This is a genomic window from Bacillus sp. EKM420B, from assembly GCF_011065565.1.
GTDB classification, from domain to species: domain Bacteria; phylum Bacillota; class Bacilli; order Bacillales; family Bacillaceae; genus Bacillus; species Bacillus velezensis.
Window position 1 is genome coordinate 48,291 of record NZ_JAAMNX010000001.1, and the last position, 17,184, is coordinate 65,474.

At 47.7% G+C, this 17,184-nt stretch carries 17 protein-coding genes; 14 read left to right on the forward strand and 3 right to left on the reverse strand.

Annotated elements, in window-relative coordinates:
• Nucleotides 1-59: 59 nt before the first annotated feature.
• The 13 genes from G9F48_RS00305 to G9F48_RS00365 all read left to right on the forward strand — a co-directional run bounded on the left by G9F48_RS00305 (nucleotide 60) and on the right by G9F48_RS00365 (nucleotide 14,189).
• The gene (locus G9F48_RS00305; RefSeq protein WP_007408448.1) at nucleotides 60-455 is read left to right on the forward strand and encodes a DUF5365 family protein; all 396 of its coding nucleotides are present in this window, start codon (nucleotides 60-62) and stop codon (nucleotides 453-455) included.
• A gap of 130 nt (nucleotides 456-585) precedes the next feature.
• On the forward strand, nucleotides 586-1,008 hold the full coding sequence (locus G9F48_RS00310; protein WP_003155348.1) for a CBS domain-containing protein: 423 nt from the start codon (nucleotides 586-588) through the stop codon (nucleotides 1,006-1,008).
• Between the two features lie 127 nt (nucleotides 1,009-1,135).
• A complete protein-coding gene (locus tag G9F48_RS00315) occupies nucleotides 1,136-1,825 on the forward strand; it encodes an HAD family hydrolase (protein WP_165408847.1) in 690 nt (229 codons plus the stop codon).
• Nucleotides 1,818-3,356, forward strand: coding sequence for a bifunctional GNAT family N-acetyltransferase/carbon-nitrogen hydrolase family protein (locus G9F48_RS00320; protein ID WP_003155346.1), 1,539 nt, complete (start codon nucleotides 1,818-1,820; stop codon nucleotides 3,354-3,356). Before G9F48_RS00315 ends, G9F48_RS00320 begins: the two co-directional genes overlap by 8 nt.
• 243 nt (nucleotides 3,357-3,599) lie before the next feature.
• A complete protein-coding gene (locus G9F48_RS00325; RefSeq protein ID WP_156735298.1) occupies nucleotides 3,600-4,952 on the forward strand; it encodes an aspartate aminotransferase family protein in 1,353 nt (450 codons plus the stop codon).
• 16 nt (nucleotides 4,953-4,968) lie between these two features.
• Nucleotides 4,969-5,544, forward strand: coding sequence for a glycerol-3-phosphate responsive antiterminator (locus G9F48_RS00330; RefSeq protein WP_025649522.1), 576 nt, complete (start codon nucleotides 4,969-4,971; stop codon nucleotides 5,542-5,544).
• Between the two features lie 172 nt (nucleotides 5,545-5,716).
• The gene (locus G9F48_RS00335; RefSeq protein WP_077721989.1) at nucleotides 5,717-6,544 is read left to right on the forward strand and encodes an MIP/aquaporin family protein; all 828 of its coding nucleotides are present in this window, start codon (nucleotides 5,717-5,719) and stop codon (nucleotides 6,542-6,544) included.
• 16 nt (nucleotides 6,545-6,560) lie between these two features.
• A complete protein-coding gene (gene glpK / locus G9F48_RS00340; RefSeq protein ID WP_007610291.1) occupies nucleotides 6,561-8,051 on the forward strand; it encodes a glycerol kinase GlpK in 1,491 nt (496 codons plus the stop codon).
• 138 nt (nucleotides 8,052-8,189) lie between these two features.
• On the forward strand, nucleotides 8,190-9,857 hold the full coding sequence (glpD, locus tag G9F48_RS00345) for a glycerol-3-phosphate dehydrogenase (RefSeq protein ID WP_165408848.1): 1,668 nt from the start codon (nucleotides 8,190-8,192) through the stop codon (nucleotides 9,855-9,857).
• Between the two features lie 139 nt (nucleotides 9,858-9,996).
• Nucleotides 9,997-11,739, forward strand: coding sequence for a phospho-sugar mutase (locus tag G9F48_RS00350; RefSeq protein ID WP_165408849.1), 1,743 nt, complete (start codon nucleotides 9,997-9,999; stop codon nucleotides 11,737-11,739).
• A gap of 145 nt (nucleotides 11,740-11,884) precedes the next feature.
• Nucleotides 11,885-13,021 (forward strand): GAF domain-containing sensor histidine kinase, encoded by a 1,137-nt coding sequence (locus G9F48_RS00355; RefSeq protein ID WP_077721991.1) that lies wholly within the window; start codon nucleotides 11,885-11,887, stop codon nucleotides 13,019-13,021.
• Nucleotides 13,021-13,677, forward strand: a complete 657-nt coding sequence (locus tag G9F48_RS00360; RefSeq protein ID WP_165408850.1) for a response regulator — start codon at nucleotides 13,021-13,023, stop codon at nucleotides 13,675-13,677. Before G9F48_RS00355 ends, G9F48_RS00360 begins: the two co-directional genes overlap by 1 nt.
• On the forward strand, nucleotides 13,665-14,189 hold the full coding sequence (locus G9F48_RS00365) for an NADPH-dependent FMN reductase (RefSeq protein ID WP_165408851.1): 525 nt from the start codon (nucleotides 13,665-13,667) through the stop codon (nucleotides 14,187-14,189). Before G9F48_RS00360 ends, G9F48_RS00365 begins: the two co-directional genes overlap by 13 nt.
• Nucleotides 14,190-14,202: 13 nt before the next feature.
• Here G9F48_RS00365 and G9F48_RS00370 read toward each other — a convergent pair whose 3' ends face one another.
• The gene (locus G9F48_RS00370) at nucleotides 14,203-14,445 is read right to left on the reverse strand and encodes a YhdB family protein (protein WP_003155335.1); all 243 of its coding nucleotides are present in this window, start codon (nucleotides 14,443-14,445) and stop codon (nucleotides 14,203-14,205) included.
• Nucleotides 14,446-14,636: 191 nt separating this feature from the next.
• Here G9F48_RS00370 and G9F48_RS00375 point away from each other — a divergent pair, with 191 nt between their 5' ends.
• The gene (locus tag G9F48_RS00375; protein WP_003155332.1) at nucleotides 14,637-14,960 is read left to right on the forward strand and encodes a DUF3889 domain-containing protein; all 324 of its coding nucleotides are present in this window, start codon (nucleotides 14,637-14,639) and stop codon (nucleotides 14,958-14,960) included.
• Nucleotides 14,961-15,002: 42 nt separating this feature from the next.
• Here the strand turns inward: G9F48_RS00375 and G9F48_RS00380 are convergent, their stop codons facing one another.
• Together G9F48_RS00380 and nsrR are read right to left on the reverse strand one after the other, a co-directional pair.
• Nucleotides 15,003-16,457: a C40 family peptidase gene (locus G9F48_RS00380; protein WP_165408852.1), complete on the reverse strand. Its 1,455-nt coding sequence runs from the start codon at nucleotides 16,455-16,457 to the stop codon at nucleotides 15,003-15,005.
• Between the two features lie 178 nt (nucleotides 16,458-16,635).
• Nucleotides 16,636-17,070 (reverse strand): nitric oxide-sensing transcriptional repressor NsrR, encoded by a 435-nt coding sequence (nsrR, locus tag G9F48_RS00385; RefSeq protein ID WP_007610306.1) that lies wholly within the window; start codon nucleotides 17,068-17,070, stop codon nucleotides 16,636-16,638.
• Between the last annotated feature and the right edge of the window lie 114 nt (nucleotides 17,071-17,184).

A 17,184-nucleotide genomic window follows, 5' to 3' on the forward strand; every position in this document is an offset into this window, starting at 1 on the left:
TTACCTTAGCTTTCGCGTTTTTTTCTATGCTATTCTTGATAAAGATTAAGGATATTCACATGGCAAGAAAGGTGATTGATGTGAGAATTGTGAACGCAGCGACTGACGGACAAGAAAGCGCGATACAAGAGCTTTCCTCTGAATTGTTTCAAAATGTCTTTCCTCTTTATTTCTCCGAACTGGAAATTCAGCGCTTTAAAAAAAGGGGCGTATTGTCTTTACAAAACCAACGTTACCAAGGAACTTTAAAAGAAGCGTTTCAAATTATGGCTTGTCTGCAAACGGTACATATCATGCTGTCAAAGCCGCACCCCGTATATGACGTCAAAGAGCGGGCGCTGTTTGATAAAAATTGCGCTTTGCTGAATGAATGCGGAATGAATTTTCCCTTTACCTATGATGATTTCGAGACAGGGGCCGGATCAGAAGCCTGCGGTCACAGAAGGCTGATCTGACGGGTATAAAGAGCCTTTTGACAGGCTCTTTTTTGCTTCCTTGACATGATACCACAATTTCTTTCCTCTAACTCCCTTTATAATGAGTCAAATCCCCGAGCATAATAAAATGCGAAAGGGGTGCTTTACAATGAGTTCAATCAAACAATCAATGACTACCCACGTGGCTACCGTTTCTCCCAACCAAACGATCCAGGAAGCGGCTGCGCTGATGCACCAGCATAATGTCGGAGCAATTCCCGTCGTTGACGGAGGGGAATTAAAAGGAATGCTGACAGACCGTGATATCGCATTGAGAACAACGGCTCAAGGCCGCGACGGCCAAACACCTGTTTCACACGTGATGTCTTCTCAAGTTGTATCCGGAAACCCGGAAATGAGTCTTGAAGAGGCGTCACATCTGATGGCCCAACACCAAATCCGCCGCCTTCCCATTGTCGATCAAAATCATCTGGTCGGGATCGTTGCGCTTGGAGACTTAGCGGTCGATCAGCGTTCAAATGAGTCTGCGGGAGCGGCTCTTTCCAATATTTCCAGTCAAAACACACAGTAACGGATGAAGAGAGCTTGCACTCATGCAGGCTCTTCTTTCCGTGAGAATGTTACATTTTGAATGCAAAAGAAATTCACGGTATAGTGTATACATAGGTCAGTACGTTTAGCTAAAGGAGCTGTAACCATTGATAAAAGCATTAATCTTTGATTTTGACGGGTTAATTTTAGATACAGAAACCCATGAATATGAAGTGCTGCAGGAAATGTTTGAGGAACACGGTTCAACATTGCCTTTATCCGTCTGGGGAAAGGTGATCGGAACGGCGGCGGGGTTTAAGCCGTTCGCATATTTAGAGGAGCAGCTGGGAAGAAAGCTCGATCATGATGAACTGACGGCGATCAGGCGCGGGCGCTTCGAACAGCGGATGAAGACGGAAACGGCGCGTCCCGGAGTGGAGGCTTATTTAGCCGCGGCAAAAGAATTAGGATTGAAGGTGGGGCTCGCTTCCAGCTCAGATTTTAAATGGGTGTCGGGCCATCTCAAGGAATTAGGCCTGTTTGATGAATTTGAAGTGATTCAGACGGCAGACGACGTAGAAGAAGTGAAGCCCAATCCGGAGCTCTATCTGAAAGCTGCGGAACATTTAGGCGTTGAACCTTCTGAATGTCTTGCCTTTGAGGATTCGGTCAACGGCTCAATCGCAGCCAAACGCGCCGGCATGAAATGTGTCATCGTGCCGAATAAGGTAACGAGCGCCCTGTTATTTGAAGAATACGATCACAGACTGGAATCGATGGCGGAAATGGAACTTGAATTACTCTTACAGCGATTGAACGATCAAAACGAACCGGCAGGGGGAAGCGGCATTGTCTGAGAAACTTGATCTGACCCGTTTTGAAAAGAAAATGGTCATACGGAATATGGAAGAGAAAGATATCAACAAAATTATTGAGCTGCAAAAGGATTGTTTTCCGGGGATGGAGCCGTGGGAGCCTGAGCATTTAATCAGCCATCTCGCGCACTTTCCGGAAGGTCAGTTTTGCGCCGAGTATGAAGGGGAAATTATCGGTTCATGCTCAAGCCTGATCATCAATTTCGATGAATATGATGACCGCCACACGTGGCAGGACATTACAGACGACGGTTATATCACGAACCACAACCCGGACGGATTGAATCTGTACGGGATTGAGGTAATGGTTCACCCGGAATACAGGCGGATGAAAATCGGACACCGGCTGTATGAGGCGAGAAAAGACTTGGCGAGACGATTGAATCTGAAAAGCATCATTATCGGCGGGCGGATTCCGAATTATCATAAGTATGCGGAAGAAATGACGGCGAGAGCCTATGTCGAACAGGTGACGCGCCATCAGATTTATGATCCGGTGCTTTCTTTCCAGCTGATGAACGGATTTACGCTCATGCGGATCAATCCGAATTATCTCCCGGATGACACCGCGTCCATTAAATATGCGACATTAATGGAATGGAACAATGTCGATTATCTGCCGCAGTCAAAGCGCTATTACAAATCGGCATTTCCGGTGCGCATCTGCGTCATTCAATATGAAATGAAAAAGATTTACTCTTTCGAGGAATTTGCCAATCAGGTTGAATATTATGTCGATGTGGCTTCCGATGCGAGATCTGATTTCGCGGTATTCCCGGAGATTTTCACGACGCAGCTCATGTCATTTCTCGAGGAGCGTTCTCCGAGTCTGGCCATTCAGAGGATTACCGAATATACCGAGGACTATATCAGCCTCTTTACAGATCTCGCGGTGAAATATAATGTGAACATTATCGGCGGCTCCCACTTCGTTGAAGAAGAGGGGAAAATTTATAACATCGCCTACTTATTCAGACGTGACGGCACGATCGAAAAACAATATAAGCTTCACATTACGCCGAATGAGCGGAAATGGTGGGGCATCAGCGCCGGAGACAGGGTGCGCGTATTTGATACGGACTGCGGAAAGATCGCCATTCAGATCTGTTACGATATCGAATTTCCGGAGCTTGCGAGAATTGCCGCGGATCAAGGGGCGAAAATTATCTTTACGCCGTTCTGCACTGAAGACCGCCAAGGCTATTTGCGCGTAAGGTACTGCTCTCAGGCGAGAGCGGTTGAAAACCAAATTTACACCGTCATCTCAGGTACGGTCGGAAACCTGCCGCAAACAGAAAATATGGATATTCAATACGCGCAGTCAGCCATTTTTGCTCCGTCTGATTTTGAATTCGCCAGAGACGGAATCGTCGGTGAAACGAATCCGAATATCGAAATGGTCGTGATCGGGGATGTGGACCTTGAAATCTTAAGAAGGCAGCGTGAAAACGGAACCGTGCGCCAGCTGAAAGACCGGCGCAAAGACATTTACCGGATTACGCATCTGAAATAAAAAAACGCCCGCTCCGCTTAAGGGGCGGGTTTTTTTATAAAAACACTTGCGCCGGCCCCGGTTTCGGGATATGCTCTTGTAGCCCTTTCGCTTTCTGGGAGAAAGCGTTTTTTTAATTGCCGCCGCTTTATTGACTCGCCCATGCCGCGCCTTTATATTCTTATTAAGAGGAAAACTTCACCAAGAGAATCGGCGTCAGAAGCCGGGCAGCTTTCGATACAGTGCAATGATATTGAAAGGGAGATGAGCGGTGTGGAACATGGACAAAAAAATCAGTCACTCAAACAAAAGGATAAAGAGCTGATTTGGCACGCGATGAAAGGGGCGGAGCCGGATGACAGCATAATCGTCCAAAAAGGGGAAGGCGCCTGGGTTACGGATATTGACGGCAGGCGGTATTTGGACGGCATGTCAGGACTGTGGTGCGTCAATATCGGATACGGGAGAAAGGAGCTTGCCGATGCGGCTTACAGCCAATTGAAGGAGCTTCCTTATTATCCGCTGACCCAAAGCCATCAACCCGCGATTGAGCTTGCGGAAAAACTGAATGAATGGCTCGGCGGCGATTATGTAATCTTCTTTTCCAACAGCGGATCGGAAGCAAATGAAACCGCGTTCAAAATTGCCCGCCAATACCACATTGAAAACGGCGATCACAGCCGCTTCAAATTCATCTCCCGGTACAGAGGCTATCACGGCAATACGATGGGGGCGCTCGCCGCTACCGGCCAGGCGCAGAGAAAATATAAATATGAGCCGCTCTCACAAGGTTTTTTGCACGCGGCGCCGCCTGATCTTTATCGGAATCCCGGCGATGCCGTCACATTGGAAAGCGCGCATGAAATCGACCGGATCATGACGTGGGAGTTAAGCGAAACGATTGCCGGCGTTATTATGGAACCGATTATTACAGGCGGAGGGATACTGATGCCCCCGGACGGGTATATGGCAAAGGTAGAGGACATTTGCCGCCGCCACGGCGCGCTTCTGATCAGTGATGAAGTCATTTGCGGTTTCGGCCGCACGGGAGAGCCGTTCGGATTTCAGCATTACGGCGTTTCACCGGACATCGTCACAATGGCAAAAGGCATTACGAGCGCTTATCTGCCGCTGTCGGCAACGGCAGTAAAACGGGAGATTTTTGAGGCGTATTCGGGCGGTGAGCCGTACGGCCGCTTCCGGCACGTGAATACATTCGGAGGCAATCCGGCAGCCTGCGCCCTTGCTTTGAAAAACCTGCAATTGATGGAGGATGAAAATCTGATCGCCCGCTCCCGGGAGCTTGGAGAACGGCTGCTCCGTGAGCTTGAGCCGCTCAAAGAACATCCGGCGGTCGGCGATGTACGGGGCAAAGGCCTTCTTGCCGGCATTGAGCTCGTCAAGGACAAAATCACGAAGGAACCCGCTGATGCCGCTCTTGTGCAGCACGTCATCACCGCGTGCAGAGAAAAAGGCCTACTTGTCGGGAAAAATGGTGATACTGTAGCGGGATATAATAATGTCATTCAGCTGTCTCCGCCTTTTTGCCTGTCCGACGAGGAGCTCTCTTTCATCATTTCGACCGTCAAGGAAAGCGTGCTGAGCATTGATTTTTAATGTAAAGGAGTAAAACATGAGTTTTCACAACCAGAAGATTCTACCGGCTATCCGGAACATGAAGCAATTCGATGCATTTTTAGAGAGTCCGTTCTTATACGGCGTCATTTTAGATATCCACCTCGGTCAATTAAAAGGTGTTGTGAATGAAGCGAAAAAACACGGAAAACTTCTGATGGTTCACGTCGATTTAATTCACGGCATTAAGCATGACGAATACGGTGCGGAGTTTATTTGTCAGGATATCCGGCCCGCGGGCATCATTTCGACGAGATCATCAGTCATCGTCAAAGCGAAACAAAAGAAAATATACGCGATCCAGCGTCTGTTTCTCTTGGATACGAGCGCCATGGAGAAAAGCATGGAATTCGTCGGAAAGCATAAGCCTGACTTTATCGAGGTTCTCCCGGGCATCGTTCCGACTTTAATCAGAGAAATTAAAGAAATGACGGGGATTCCAATTTTTGCCGGCGGCTTTATCCGCACGGAGCAGGACGTTGAAAACGCCTTGCAGGCAGGAGCCACGGCCGTGACGACTTCAGACACCGAACTATGGGCTAAATATGAACATTCTATGACAAAAAAAGATTGACACCGCTTACACCCATTGTTACAATAGACCTAGGTTAATACTATGTGATGGAGATCCGGAGACCCACAACAGCTCTTTACGGAAGCAATAAAGCGTAAAGCGGTTTGTTGTGGGTTTTTTATTCTCTATAACTCTGTCAAACCTGCTATTTTGTCATTTAGGAGGAATGATGATGACAGCATTTTGGGGAGAAGTAATCGGTACAATGCTGCTTGTTATTTTCGGCGGCGGCGTTTGTGCGGGAGTCAATTTAAAGAAATCGCTTTCATACCAATCCGGATGGATTGTTATTGTATTCGGCTGGGGATTGGGAGTAGCCATGGCTGCATATGCCGTCGGCAGCATCAGCGGCGCCCACTTGAATCCGGCTTTAACGATAGGCCTTGCGCTTGAAGGCAGCTTTCCTTGGAAAGACGTCCCTGTTTATATTACGGGACAGATGATCGGAGCAATGATCGGTGCGGTTGTTGTGTACCTTCATTATCTGCCGCATTGGAAGGCGACGGATGATCCGGCCGCTAAACTGGGCGTTTTCTCGACCGGCCCGAGTATTCCTCATACATTTGGGAATATGATAAGTGAAGTCATTGGTACGTTTGTGCTTGTGCTCGGCATTTTGGCAATCGGAGCGAATGAATTTACAAAAGGGCTGAACCCGCTGATTGTCGGATTCCTCATCGTTGCCATCGGGATTTCTCTTGGAGGAACGACCGGATATGCGATCAACCCTGCGCGGGATCTGGGGCCGAGAATCGCTCACGCCTTTCTGCCGATCCCGAAAAAAGGGCCGTCAAATTGGAAATATGCCTGGATTCCCGTAATCGGTCCGATCATGGGCGGTGCGTTCGGCGGCGTATTTTACAATGCCGCGTTTAAAGGAAATGTGACACCTAGCTTTTGGTTTGTAAGCGTTATAATGGTTGTAGTGCTTTTCATACTCTATATTTATACCAAGAAATCTCAATCACAGAAAACATTATCAAATTCTGAATATATTTAAAAAGGAGAGCGGCATCATGGAGACCTATATTTTATCAATTGACCAAGGCACAACAAGTTCAAGAGCGATTCTTTTTAATAAAGAAGGAAAAATCGTGCATTCCGCTCAAAAGGAATTCACACAGCATTTCCCTCAGCCGGGCTGGGTGGAGCACAATGCGAACGAAATCTGGGGATCGGTGCTCGCCGTTATCGCGACTGTGATCTCCGAGTCCGGAATCAGCGCTGATCAAATTGCCGGCATCGGCATCACGAACCAAAGGGAAACGACGGTCGTATGGGATAAAGATACCGGAAAGCCGGTATACAATGCGATTGTGTGGCAATCGAGACAAACATCCGGCATTTGCGAAGAGCTTCGTGAAAAAGGATATAATGATACATTCAGAGAAAAAACGGGACTTTTGATCGACCCTTATTTCTCAGGAACGAAAGTCAAATGGATTCTTGACAATGTAGAAGGCGCGCGGGAAAAAGCGGAAAACGGAAATCTTCTGTTCGGAACGATTGATTCATGGCTCATCTGGAAAATGTCCGGAGGCGCGGCGCACGTAACGGATTATTCCAACGCTTCAAGAACGCTGATGTTTAATATCCATGAATTAAAATGGGATGACGAGCTGCTTGATATTTTAGGCGTGCCGAAATCAATGCTGCCGGAAGTGAAACCGTCTTCTCATGTGTACGCGAAAACGGTTGATTATCATTTCTTCGGTAAGAACATTCCGATTGCGGGAGCGGCCGGAGACCAGCAGTCTGCGCTGTTCGGTCAGGCGTGCTTTGAAGAAGGCATGGGGAAAAACACATACGGCACAGGCTGCTTTATGCTGATGAATACCGGAGAAAAAGCCATCACTTCTGATCACGGCCTTCTGACGACAATCGCCTGGGGATTAGACGGAAAAGTCGAGTATGCATTGGAAGGAAGCATCTTTGTCGCAGGTTCTGCCATCCAATGGCTGAGAGACGGCATGCGGATGTTCCAGGATTCGAAAGAAAGCGAGACATACGCAGAGCGTGTGGATTCCGCTGACGGTGTTTATGTCGTGCCCGCTTTCGTCGGATTGGGCACGCCGTACTGGGACAGTGACGTGCGCGGCTCAGTTTTCGGCCTGACACGCGGAACGACGAAGGAGCATTTTATCCGTGCCACGCTTGAATCTCTCGCATATCAGGCGAAAGATGTGCTTGATGCCATGGAGGCTGATTCAGGCATCTCTTTAAAAACATTGCGTGTAGACGGCGGAGCGGTAAAAAATAACTTCCTCATGCAGTTCCAGAGCGACTTGCTTGATGTGCCGGTCGAACGTCCGGAAATTAATGAAACGACGGCGCTCGGTGCCGCATATTTGGCCGGAATCGCTGTCGGCTACTGGAAGGACAGCACTGAAATCGCCGATCAGTGGAACCTTGATAAGCAATTCAAACCGGAAATGGAAGATGAAAAACGCGATGAATTGTACGGCGGATGGAAAAAAGCAGTAAATGCAGCTATGGCTTTTAAATAAGATAAAATTATGGTATACTGAAAACAAGTTAATAGGAACGGTCCTGAGATGAGGAGAGACCACAGCACCAAAGTGATGACATGCGCTTTGGCTGTTGTGGTCTCTTTTTCTATACCGTGACAACAAGGAGGAAGCGTAATGATGAATCACCAATTTTCAAGTTTGGAACGGGATCATATGCTGGAAGACATGACTAAAAAAACATACGATCTGTTTATTATAGGCGGAGGTATTACGGGTGCCGGTACGGCGCTTGACGCTGCTTCAAGGGGAATGAAAGTCGCTTTGAGCGAAATGCAGGATTTCGCGGCCGGCACATCAAGCCGATCCACAAAGCTTGTCCACGGCGGTTTGCGTTATCTGAAGCAATTTGAAGTCAAAATGGTGGCTGAAGTCGGTAAGGAACGCGCCATCGTGTACGAAAACGGCCCGCACGTCACGACGCCGGAATGGATGCTGCTGCCGTTTCATAAAGGCGGCACGTTCGGTTCATTCTCTACTTCAATCGGCCTGCGTGTGTATGACTATTTAGCGGGAGTAAAAAAATCAGAGCGCAGAAGCATGCTGTCTGCTAAAGAAACACTGCAAAAAGAGCCGCTCGTCAAAAAAGACGGCTTAAAAGGCGGAGGCTATTATGTAGAGTACCGGACGGACGATGCGAGACTGACGATTGAAGTCATGAAAGAAGCCGTTAAATTCGGTGCTGAGCCTGTCAACTATTCTAAAGTGAAAGAACTGCTTTATGAAAAAGGAAAAGTTGTCGGCGTTTTAATTGAAGATCTGCTGTCAGGCAAGGAATACAAAGTGTACGCCAAAAAAATCGTCAATGCGACAGGTCCGTGGGTCGACGAGCTGAGAGAAAAAGACCACAGCAAAAGCGGAAAACATCTCCAGCACACAAAAGGGGTCCATCTCGTATTCGACCAATCCGTATTCCCGCTTAAACAGGCGGTGTACTTTGATACGCCGGACGGCCGGATGGTGTTCGCCATTCCGCGTGAAGGAAAAACATATGTGGGTACGACCGATACGGTTTACAAACAAAAACTTGAGCACCCGCGCATGACGGTGCAGGATCGCGATTATGTCGTCAGCTCCATCAATTATATGTTCCCGGAACTGAACATTACGGCGGACGATATTGAATCTAGCTGGGCCGGCCTCAGACCGCTTATTCACGAAGAAGGGAAAGACCCGTCTGAGATCTCCCGTAAAGATGAAATCTGGACATCTCAATCAGGCCTGATTACGATCGCCGGAGGAAAACTGACGGGCTACCGTAAAATGGCTGAGCACATTGTCGATCTTGTCCGCGACCGCTTGAAAGAAGAGGGCGGCCAGGACTTCGGCGGCTGCAAGACGAAGACGATGCCGATTTCCGGCGGACATGTCGGCGGCTCTAAAAACTTCGAGTCATTTGTGGAAGAAAAGACAAAAGACGGCTTGAAAATCGGTTTATCACAGGAAACCGCTAAGCAGTTAGCCATCAGATACGGCTCTAACGTTGAAAATGTATTCAGCCGGATTGAAGGCCTGAAAGATGAAGCGGAAAAACGCCAGATTCCGGTTCACATTCTGGCGGAAGCGGCTTACAGCATCGAAGAAGAAATGGCTGCGACACCTGCCGATTTCTTCGTCCGCAGAACGGGAAGACTGTTCTTCGACATCAAATGGGTGCAAACGTATAAAACGGCCGTGATTGATTACATGAGCGACCGATTCCAATGGAATGACGAAACGAAAGAAAAACACACTGAGTGGTTAAATACGCTGCTGCACGACGCGGTTGTTCCGCTCGAACAATAATAACCGGAGGGCTGTGCCGAAAAGGCATGAGCCCTTCTTTTATCTTTTTACATAAAGCATTTGGTTAAGTTATCAAGTGACACGGGCAGCCGCTTCATATTAAAATATGGTCATAAGCTGAAATTATAGGAGGACGAACATGAGTTGGAGTAAGAGTTACGAACGCTGGAATCAGGCCGAACAATTAGATTCAGAATTGAAAAAATTATTGGCGGACGCAGAAGGAAACGAGCAGCTGCTGGAAGATTTTTTCTACAAAAATCTTGAGTTCGGAACAGGAGGCATGAGAGGAGAAATCGGGCCGGGTACGAACAGAATGAACATTTACACGGTCCGCAAAGCATCCGCCGGACTTGCGGCGTATATCGCGAAACAGGGGGAAGACGCGAAAAAAAGAGGGGTTGCGATCGCATACGACTCCCGTCATAAATCTCCTGAGTTTGCGATGGAAGCTGCAAAAACCCTTGCTTCCCAAGGCATTCAAACATACGTCTTTGATGAGCTCCGCCCGACGCCTGAGCTGTCTTTTGCGGTGAGAAAGCTGAACGCTTATGCCGGCATCGTCGTGACGGCCAGCCATAACCCGCCTGAATATAACGGATATAAAGTGTATGGCGATGACGGCGCACAGCTGCCGCCGAAAGAAGCGGACATCGTCATTGCTGAAGTGAATGCCATAGAAAATGAATTAACGATTCAAGTTGAAGATGAACAGTCGCTGAAAGAAAAAGGTTTGATTAAAATAATCGGTGAAGAAATTGATAAACCGTATACTGAAAAACTGACTTCCATCTCCGTACATCCCGAGCTTTCGGATGAAGTGGATGTCAGCGTCGTGTTCACTCCGCTGCACGGCACGGCAAATAAACCGGTGCGCCGCGGACTCGAAGCACTCGGTTACAAAAACGTCACCGTCGTAAAGGAGCAAGAGCTGCCGGACCCGGATTTTTCAACCGTCAAATCGCCGAATCCGGAAGAGCACGCGGCATTCGAATATGCCATTAAGCTCGGAGAAGAACAAAATGCCGATATTCTCGTCGCTACGGACCCGGATGCCGACCGTCTCGGCATTGCCGTAAAAAACAGCGAAGGCAAGTACACAGTGCTGACGGGAAACCAGACAGGCGCGCTTTTATTGCATTACCTGCTTTCCGAGAAGAAAAAACAGGGCACCCTTCCTGAAAACGGTGTCGTCATGAAAACGATTGTCACGAGCGAATTGGGCCGCGCCGTCGCTTCATCGTTCGGATTAGATACGGTTGACACGCTGACAGGCTTCAAATTTATCGGTGAAAAGATCAAAGAATATGAAAAATCAGGCCAATACACGTTCCAGTTCGGGTATGAAGAAAGCTACGGCTACTTAATCGGCGATTTCGCGCGTGACAAAGACGCGATCCAGGCTGCGCTGTTAGCCGTCGAGGTATGCGCCTTTTATAAAAAGCAGGGCATGTCGCTTTATGACGCGCTGCTGTCCATTTTTAAAGAATACGGATATTACCGTGAAGGCTTGAAGTCATTGACGTTAAAAGGAAAACAGGGAGCAGAGCAGATTTCCGCTATCCTGACTTCATTCCGAAATGATCCGCCGAAGCAGATGGCCGGAAAACAAATCACACAGGCTGAAGACTATTCAACGGGAAAACGGACTGTATTTGCCGATCATCATGAAGAAGGTATTGATCTGCCGAAGTCAAATGTCCTGAAATATTTCCTTGAAGACGGCTCTTGGTTCTGCCTTCGTCCATCAGGAACGGAGCCGAAAGTGAAGTTCTATTTCGCCGTGAAGGGAACTTCTTTACAAGACAGCGAACAGCGTCTTGCCGCATTATCTGAAGCCGTCATGAAAACGGTGGATGACATAGTGGAAAAAACGAAATAAACAACAAACCGCCGGAAGCGACATCCGGCGGTTTTTTTATACGCCTCATCCGAAAGTATGAGGAAAATTCATGCTGAAAACAAAGGAATATACAGAAAAGAATTGATATAATATGGATAATTCTGATTGGCCGGAGTGAGGGAAATTGACGAAAACGACGGTAGAAACGTTAAAAACGTTAAAAGCGATTGCGGAAACCTTAAACCAAAACCACGATTTAAAGGAAGCGCTTGATAAAGTGCTCCGCGAACTGCTCAGCCTGACCGGACTGCAGACAGGGTGGATTTTTCTGATTGAGCCGGACGGGTCTTATACGCTCGCCGCATCCGCTTATTTACCGCCGGCTCTCGGTCAGCGGGAAAATGCACTCATGTGCAGCGGGGAATGCTATTGTCTGACCAAATTCAGCAATGGCGGATTGACAAAGGCCGTAAACATAATGAATTGTAAACGGATTGAATTTGCGGAACAGACGACGAACTGCCGCGATACGGAGGGCATTACCCATCATGCGACCGTACCGCTTGAGGACGGCGGCCGGAAGTTCGGTTTATTAAACGTCGCCGCAAGTGAAAAGACATTTTTCAACGAAGAAGAACTGCATCTGCTTGAAGCGGTTGCATTTCAAATCGGAACGGCGATTCAGCGGATGAAATTGGCCGAATTTGAGCAGCAGAACGCCCTGTTGATGGAAAGAAGCAGACTTGCGCAAGAGCTGCATGATTCCGTCAATCAGATGCTGTTTTCTGTCAGCTTAACGGCAAAAGCCGCAAAGAGCTTTACAGATGATGATCGGCTCCGGCAGATGATTACGTTTATTCAAGAGCTGTCTCAGGATGCGCTAACAGAAATGAGGGCGCTCATTTGGCAGCTGAAGCCGGAAAGTTTAACGAAAGGGCTGTATGCGTCTATCAAAAGCTATGCCGCTCTTATCGGCCTGGAAGCCGTTTGTGAAACGGAGGATGAGCTGGAGCTTACGGATGAACAGGAACACGCGCTTTGGCGGATCGCCCAGGAAGCCTTGAATAACTGTAAAAAGCATGCGGGAACGGACCGGGTTATCATTTCCGCCGTTAAAAAGCCGGGTTGCGCTGAGCTTCACATTAGCGACCGTGGAGCGGGCTTCAGCGCTGATGCGCATGCTGTGCTCCCATCGCTCGGCGTGGCCGGCATGAAAGCGCGGGCTGAAGCGATCGGAGGCCGCTTTACATTGCAATCCGAGCTTGGCGCCGGAACGATTGTCTCCGTTCGGCTTCCGTTTCGGGACAGGAGGTCTGATTGATGAAAATTGTGATTGCTGATGATCATCATGTTGTCCGCAAAGGACTGCGCTATTTCTTCGCCACTCAGGAAGACATTGAAGTTGTCGGTGAGGCGTCCACCGGTGCTGAAGCGCTTCAGCAAGCTGAAAAGACGGAGCCGGACATCATTCTGATGGATTTATCAATGCCTGATATGGACGGCATTGAAGCGGCAAAAATTGCGGCTGAACGATTTCCGGACATCAGTATCGTCGTTTTGACGAGCTATTCTGATCAGGAGCACGTCATTCCCACCCTTAAAGCCGGCGCAAAAGCGTATCAGCTGAAAGACGCTCAGCCCGATGATTTAGTGAAAACGCTCCGGGAAGTGTATTCCGGACGTTACCGGCTGTCGGCGGATATTGTGCCTCACGTGCTGACCCATATGGTTCAGGATAATCAGGATAAGGAAAAATATTATCAGCTGACCCCCCGTGAAAAAGATGTTCTTCAAGAAATAGCCAAAGGAAAAAGCAATAAGGAAATTGCGGCGGCACTGTTTATTTCAGAAAAAACAGTGAAGACCCACGTGTCCAACCTGCTGTCAAAGCTGAATCTTTCCGATCGGACGCAGGCGGCATTGTATGCGGTAAAATATAATGTTTTTGGAAAGGCGGTAAAATCATGGGCATATTAGTGATCAGCGGCACACCGAGAAAAAACGGGCGGACTAGAATTGCCGCTTCTTATATCAGAGATCGGTTTCATACCGATTTTATTGATTTGAGCGAAAGTGAACTGCCGCTTTATAACGGTGAAGAAGAACAGAACGGGCTGCCTTCAGTGCAAAAGTTAAGGCGGCAGGTGAAAAAGTCGGCGGCCGTCGTCTTATTATCTCCCGAGTATCACAGCGGCATGAGCGGCGCTTTAAAAAACGCCATCGATTTTTTAAGCAGCGATCACTGGGCATACAAACCGGTGGCCATCATTGCCGCGGCGGGCGGAGGAAAAGGAGGCATGAACGCGCTGGCGAATATGCGGACGGTCATGCGGGGCGTCTATGCAAATGTCATCCCGAAACAGCTGGTCTTAGACCCGATTCACATCGACATGGAGCGCCGGACCGTATCTGAGGATATGGCGGTCAGCCTGAAAGACATGATCGAAGAGCTGAATATGTTCACAAACACAAGAAATCCCGGCGTCTGACGCCGGGATTGTTTTATGTCAGCATGGCTAATTGATCTTCATAAGCGAGTTCTGTCGCATGATCAATATACCCGAGTAGGGAATACAGCTCTTTTTCAAGCACCGCATGATCGTATTCGAAATGATACGCGTGCAGAAAGTGCTCAATACGCTTTGATAATAAATCATCTTTTGTACGAACCATCAAAATCAGCAAATTGTCCCATTGAGACCGGTGTGTGTAATACAAGGCTTTATCATAATCGGCATGATCCATCTTACGCTTCTCCTTTCAATGAGAAGTTCTCCGTTAGTTTATGCCGCCGAAGCCCGGATGCAACGGGGGAAAACTTGGTGTCCTTATCATTGCGGCATAGCAATATGAGGGAGACATAAAATAAAACCGCATATCCGTCTCTTCTTTGGACACGCTAAGATTGACAAAAAACGACTCAGGAGAACATAAAGATGAAATCCCTTCCATTTGCGCTTGCCCTCTTGTTTTGCGGCATTCTCATTGCCTCTATCGCTGAAAAAGGGCATACAGAACACCTCGATCCGTCAGTTGAAAAATGGGAACAGCTCGCATGGAACCAGCTTGAACGTGAATACAAGGGGGCCGAGCTTACCGATTATTCGTACATGGGCCGTACAAAAGTGAACAGGGAACAGACGAAAGACGTGTTTCGCGTAACGGTGCAAACCGCAAAAGAAACGTTTTCGTCCCGTGCTGAAGTGTATTTCCATCCCGTAACAAAACACGTGATCAGCATCAATATTTTCAGACTGTAAAAAAGCTGCACAGCCTTATGCGGCCGTACAGCTTATCAGATATCAGAAGAAACGTTTTGCGCCGAGGTAGCGCTGTTTCCAATAGGAATTGTTCATGCTGGAAATAACGACACCCGAATCGTTGGCATTAATAAACTGGCCGTTCCCGAGATAAATACCGACGTGGGAAGGTCCGGCTTTATAAGTTGAGAAAAAGACAAAGTCACCGACCGCCGGCTGGCTGACTGATGTCATCGTATTCCAGTAGCCTGCGGCTGAAAGTCTGGATACAGAAGTGACCTTATTGAGAACGTAATAAATGAAACCGCTGCAGTCAAAGCCTCTCGGCGTCGTCCCGCCCCATACATACGGTACGCCCAGCTGAGCTTTTGCGGCATCGATCATTACATTAATCTTCGCGCTTGTTGAACCTGTGCCGCCTGTGCTGCCGGACTGATTCGGTGTCGTGTTTGTCTGCTGCCCGGTAATCGTCAGTTTCTGTCCGATTTGAAGAACGTCTGTTTTCAGATTGTTTTTCTCGCGGATCTGCTGGGCGGTTACATTGAACTTTTGGGCGATCACCCATAAAGAATCCCCGCTTTTCACGGTATATGTAGTGGTTTTCCCTGTATTTCCGGACTGGTTCGGAGCTGACGGTGAAGACGAAGAGCCGGAAGAAGACGTTTTGGTCAGCTTCAGCACTTGTCCGACCCGCAGCATGTCTGACGTCAGTTTGTTGATGCTTCTGATTTGCTGAACCGTCATATTGTATGCGTTTGCGATTTTCCAGAGTGAGTCTCCGCTTTTTACTGTATAGGAGGACGTTTGCGTCTGGTTTTGATTTTGGTTTGAGTTGTCTTTTGACGGCGTGTTTCCCGAAGAAGACGTTCCTTTTGTTTTCAGGACTTGGTTTACGTAGATCGTATCCGTTTTTAAGTTGTTTAATACTTTGAGTTCCGCAATGGTCATATTGACGCTGTTTGCGATCTTCCATAGGGAATCGCCGAGTTTTACTTTATAGGTCCCGGAAGATGATGACTGCTTTTTGCTGCTGTTTGAGCTGCTGCCAGGAGCGGTTTTTTTCTGATCGGTGCTTGAGGAAACTTTCCCCGTCACTTGCAGCTTCTGTCCGGCGCGGATTAAGTCGCTTGTCAGACCGTTCAATTTTTTCAGTTCCTGTACGGACATTTTAAAATCAGATGCGATCAGCCACAGCGAATCGCCGTTTTTCACTGTATAAACGCTTTTAGTCGTGCCGCTGTTCTTTGAAGATGGCTTTTTGCTGCCGGAATCTGATTTGCCGTTAGGAATGTTGAGCGTCTGCCCGATAGAAATAACGGTGGATTTTAGATGATTCGCTGATGTAATGGCATCCACGCTTGTATTGTAGTTTTGGGCAAGCTTCCATAATGAATCTCCGCTTTTAACCTTAATCGTTTGTGCTTCTGCCGGTGTTACAGCTAACGCAGACCCGACGATCGCAGATGCAGTCAAACCGACCGCTACCTTTTTTTTCATAGTGAATCTCCCTTTTCCTGCGATAATTTTTCTATCCCCATTCGTTGCAGCCGCAAGGTGAGGATATCAGTAATGATAATCTTTATATCGGCACTTGTCTGCAATCGTTTATCATATTAATAGAAATAGTCCTTTTTTCTTATGCCGGCATAAAAAAAGAAGGAATGCGGACATTCCTTCAGCTTCTGAGCAGTCTCATAATCTCCTCTTTGTTTTTGACCAGATCCCTTAACGTATATTTGTCTAAAACGGCCAGGTAAGCTTGCAGGGCTTCATTCAGAAGGTTCTTTAAGTTGCAGGCGGGAGATATGATACAGAGATTTTTTTTGGAGTCAAAGCATTCTACGATGTTAAAGTCGTCTTCTGTATTTCGAACGACTTCTCCAATGTTTATGTCTTCCGGTGTCATTCCTAATCGAATTCCGCCTCCCCGGCCCCGGATCGTTTCGACATACCCGAGCTGGCCGAGACGGTAAATGACTTTCATGAGGTGGTTTTTAGAGATGGAATAAGTATCTGCGATTTCTTTTATGTTGGAAAGTTCGTCGGAATGTCTGGAAGCCAAAAAAATCAAAACGCGTAAAGAGTAATCGGTATAGTTCGTTAATTTCATAGAATGACCTCGAAAAAAGAGATTTTGCTTCTGTTACAGTCTATCATATATGAATCTAAAATGAAAAAAAAGGAATTTGCTCCCTTAACTTTTAAAAAAAACGTGCGCTCCTTC

Coding starts and splice junctions, on each gene's coding strand:
- G9F48_RS00305 (WP_007408448.1), top strand. CDS start 60: ATGGCAAGAAAGGTGATTGATGTGAGAATTGTGAACGCAGCGACTGAC.
- G9F48_RS00310 (WP_003155348.1), top strand. CDS start 586: ATGAGTTCAATCAAACAATCAATGACTACCCACGTGGCTACCGTTTCT.
- G9F48_RS00325 (WP_156735298.1), top strand. CDS start 3,600: ATGAGCGGTGTGGAACATGGACAAAAAAATCAGTCACTCAAACAAAAG.
- G9F48_RS00330 (WP_025649522.1), top strand. CDS start 4,969: ATGAGTTTTCACAACCAGAAGATTCTACCGGCTATCCGGAACATGAAG.
- G9F48_RS00335 (WP_077721989.1), top strand. CDS start 5,717: ATGACAGCATTTTGGGGAGAAGTAATCGGTACAATGCTGCTTGTTATT.
- glpK (WP_007610291.1), top strand. CDS start 6,561: ATGGAGACCTATATTTTATCAATTGACCAAGGCACAACAAGTTCAAGA.
- glpD (WP_165408848.1), top strand. CDS start 8,190: ATGATGAATCACCAATTTTCAAGTTTGGAACGGGATCATATGCTGGAA.
- G9F48_RS00350 (WP_165408849.1), top strand. CDS start 9,997: ATGAGTTGGAGTAAGAGTTACGAACGCTGGAATCAGGCCGAACAATTA.
- G9F48_RS00360 (WP_165408850.1), top strand. CDS start 13,021: ATGAAAATTGTGATTGCTGATGATCATCATGTTGTCCGCAAAGGACTG.
- G9F48_RS00365 (WP_165408851.1), top strand. CDS start 13,665: ATGGGCATATTAGTGATCAGCGGCACACCGAGAAAAAACGGGCGGACT.
- G9F48_RS00370 (WP_003155335.1), bottom strand. CDS start 14,445: ATGGATCATGCCGATTATGATAAAGCCTTGTATTACACACACCGGTCT.
- G9F48_RS00375 (WP_003155332.1), top strand. CDS start 14,637: ATGAAATCCCTTCCATTTGCGCTTGCCCTCTTGTTTTGCGGCATTCTC.
- G9F48_RS00380 (WP_165408852.1), bottom strand. CDS start 16,457: ATGAAAAAAAAGGTAGCGGTCGGTTTGACTGCATCTGCGATCGTCGGG.
- nsrR (WP_007610306.1), bottom strand. CDS start 17,070: ATGAAATTAACGAACTATACCGATTACTCTTTACGCGTTTTGATTTTT.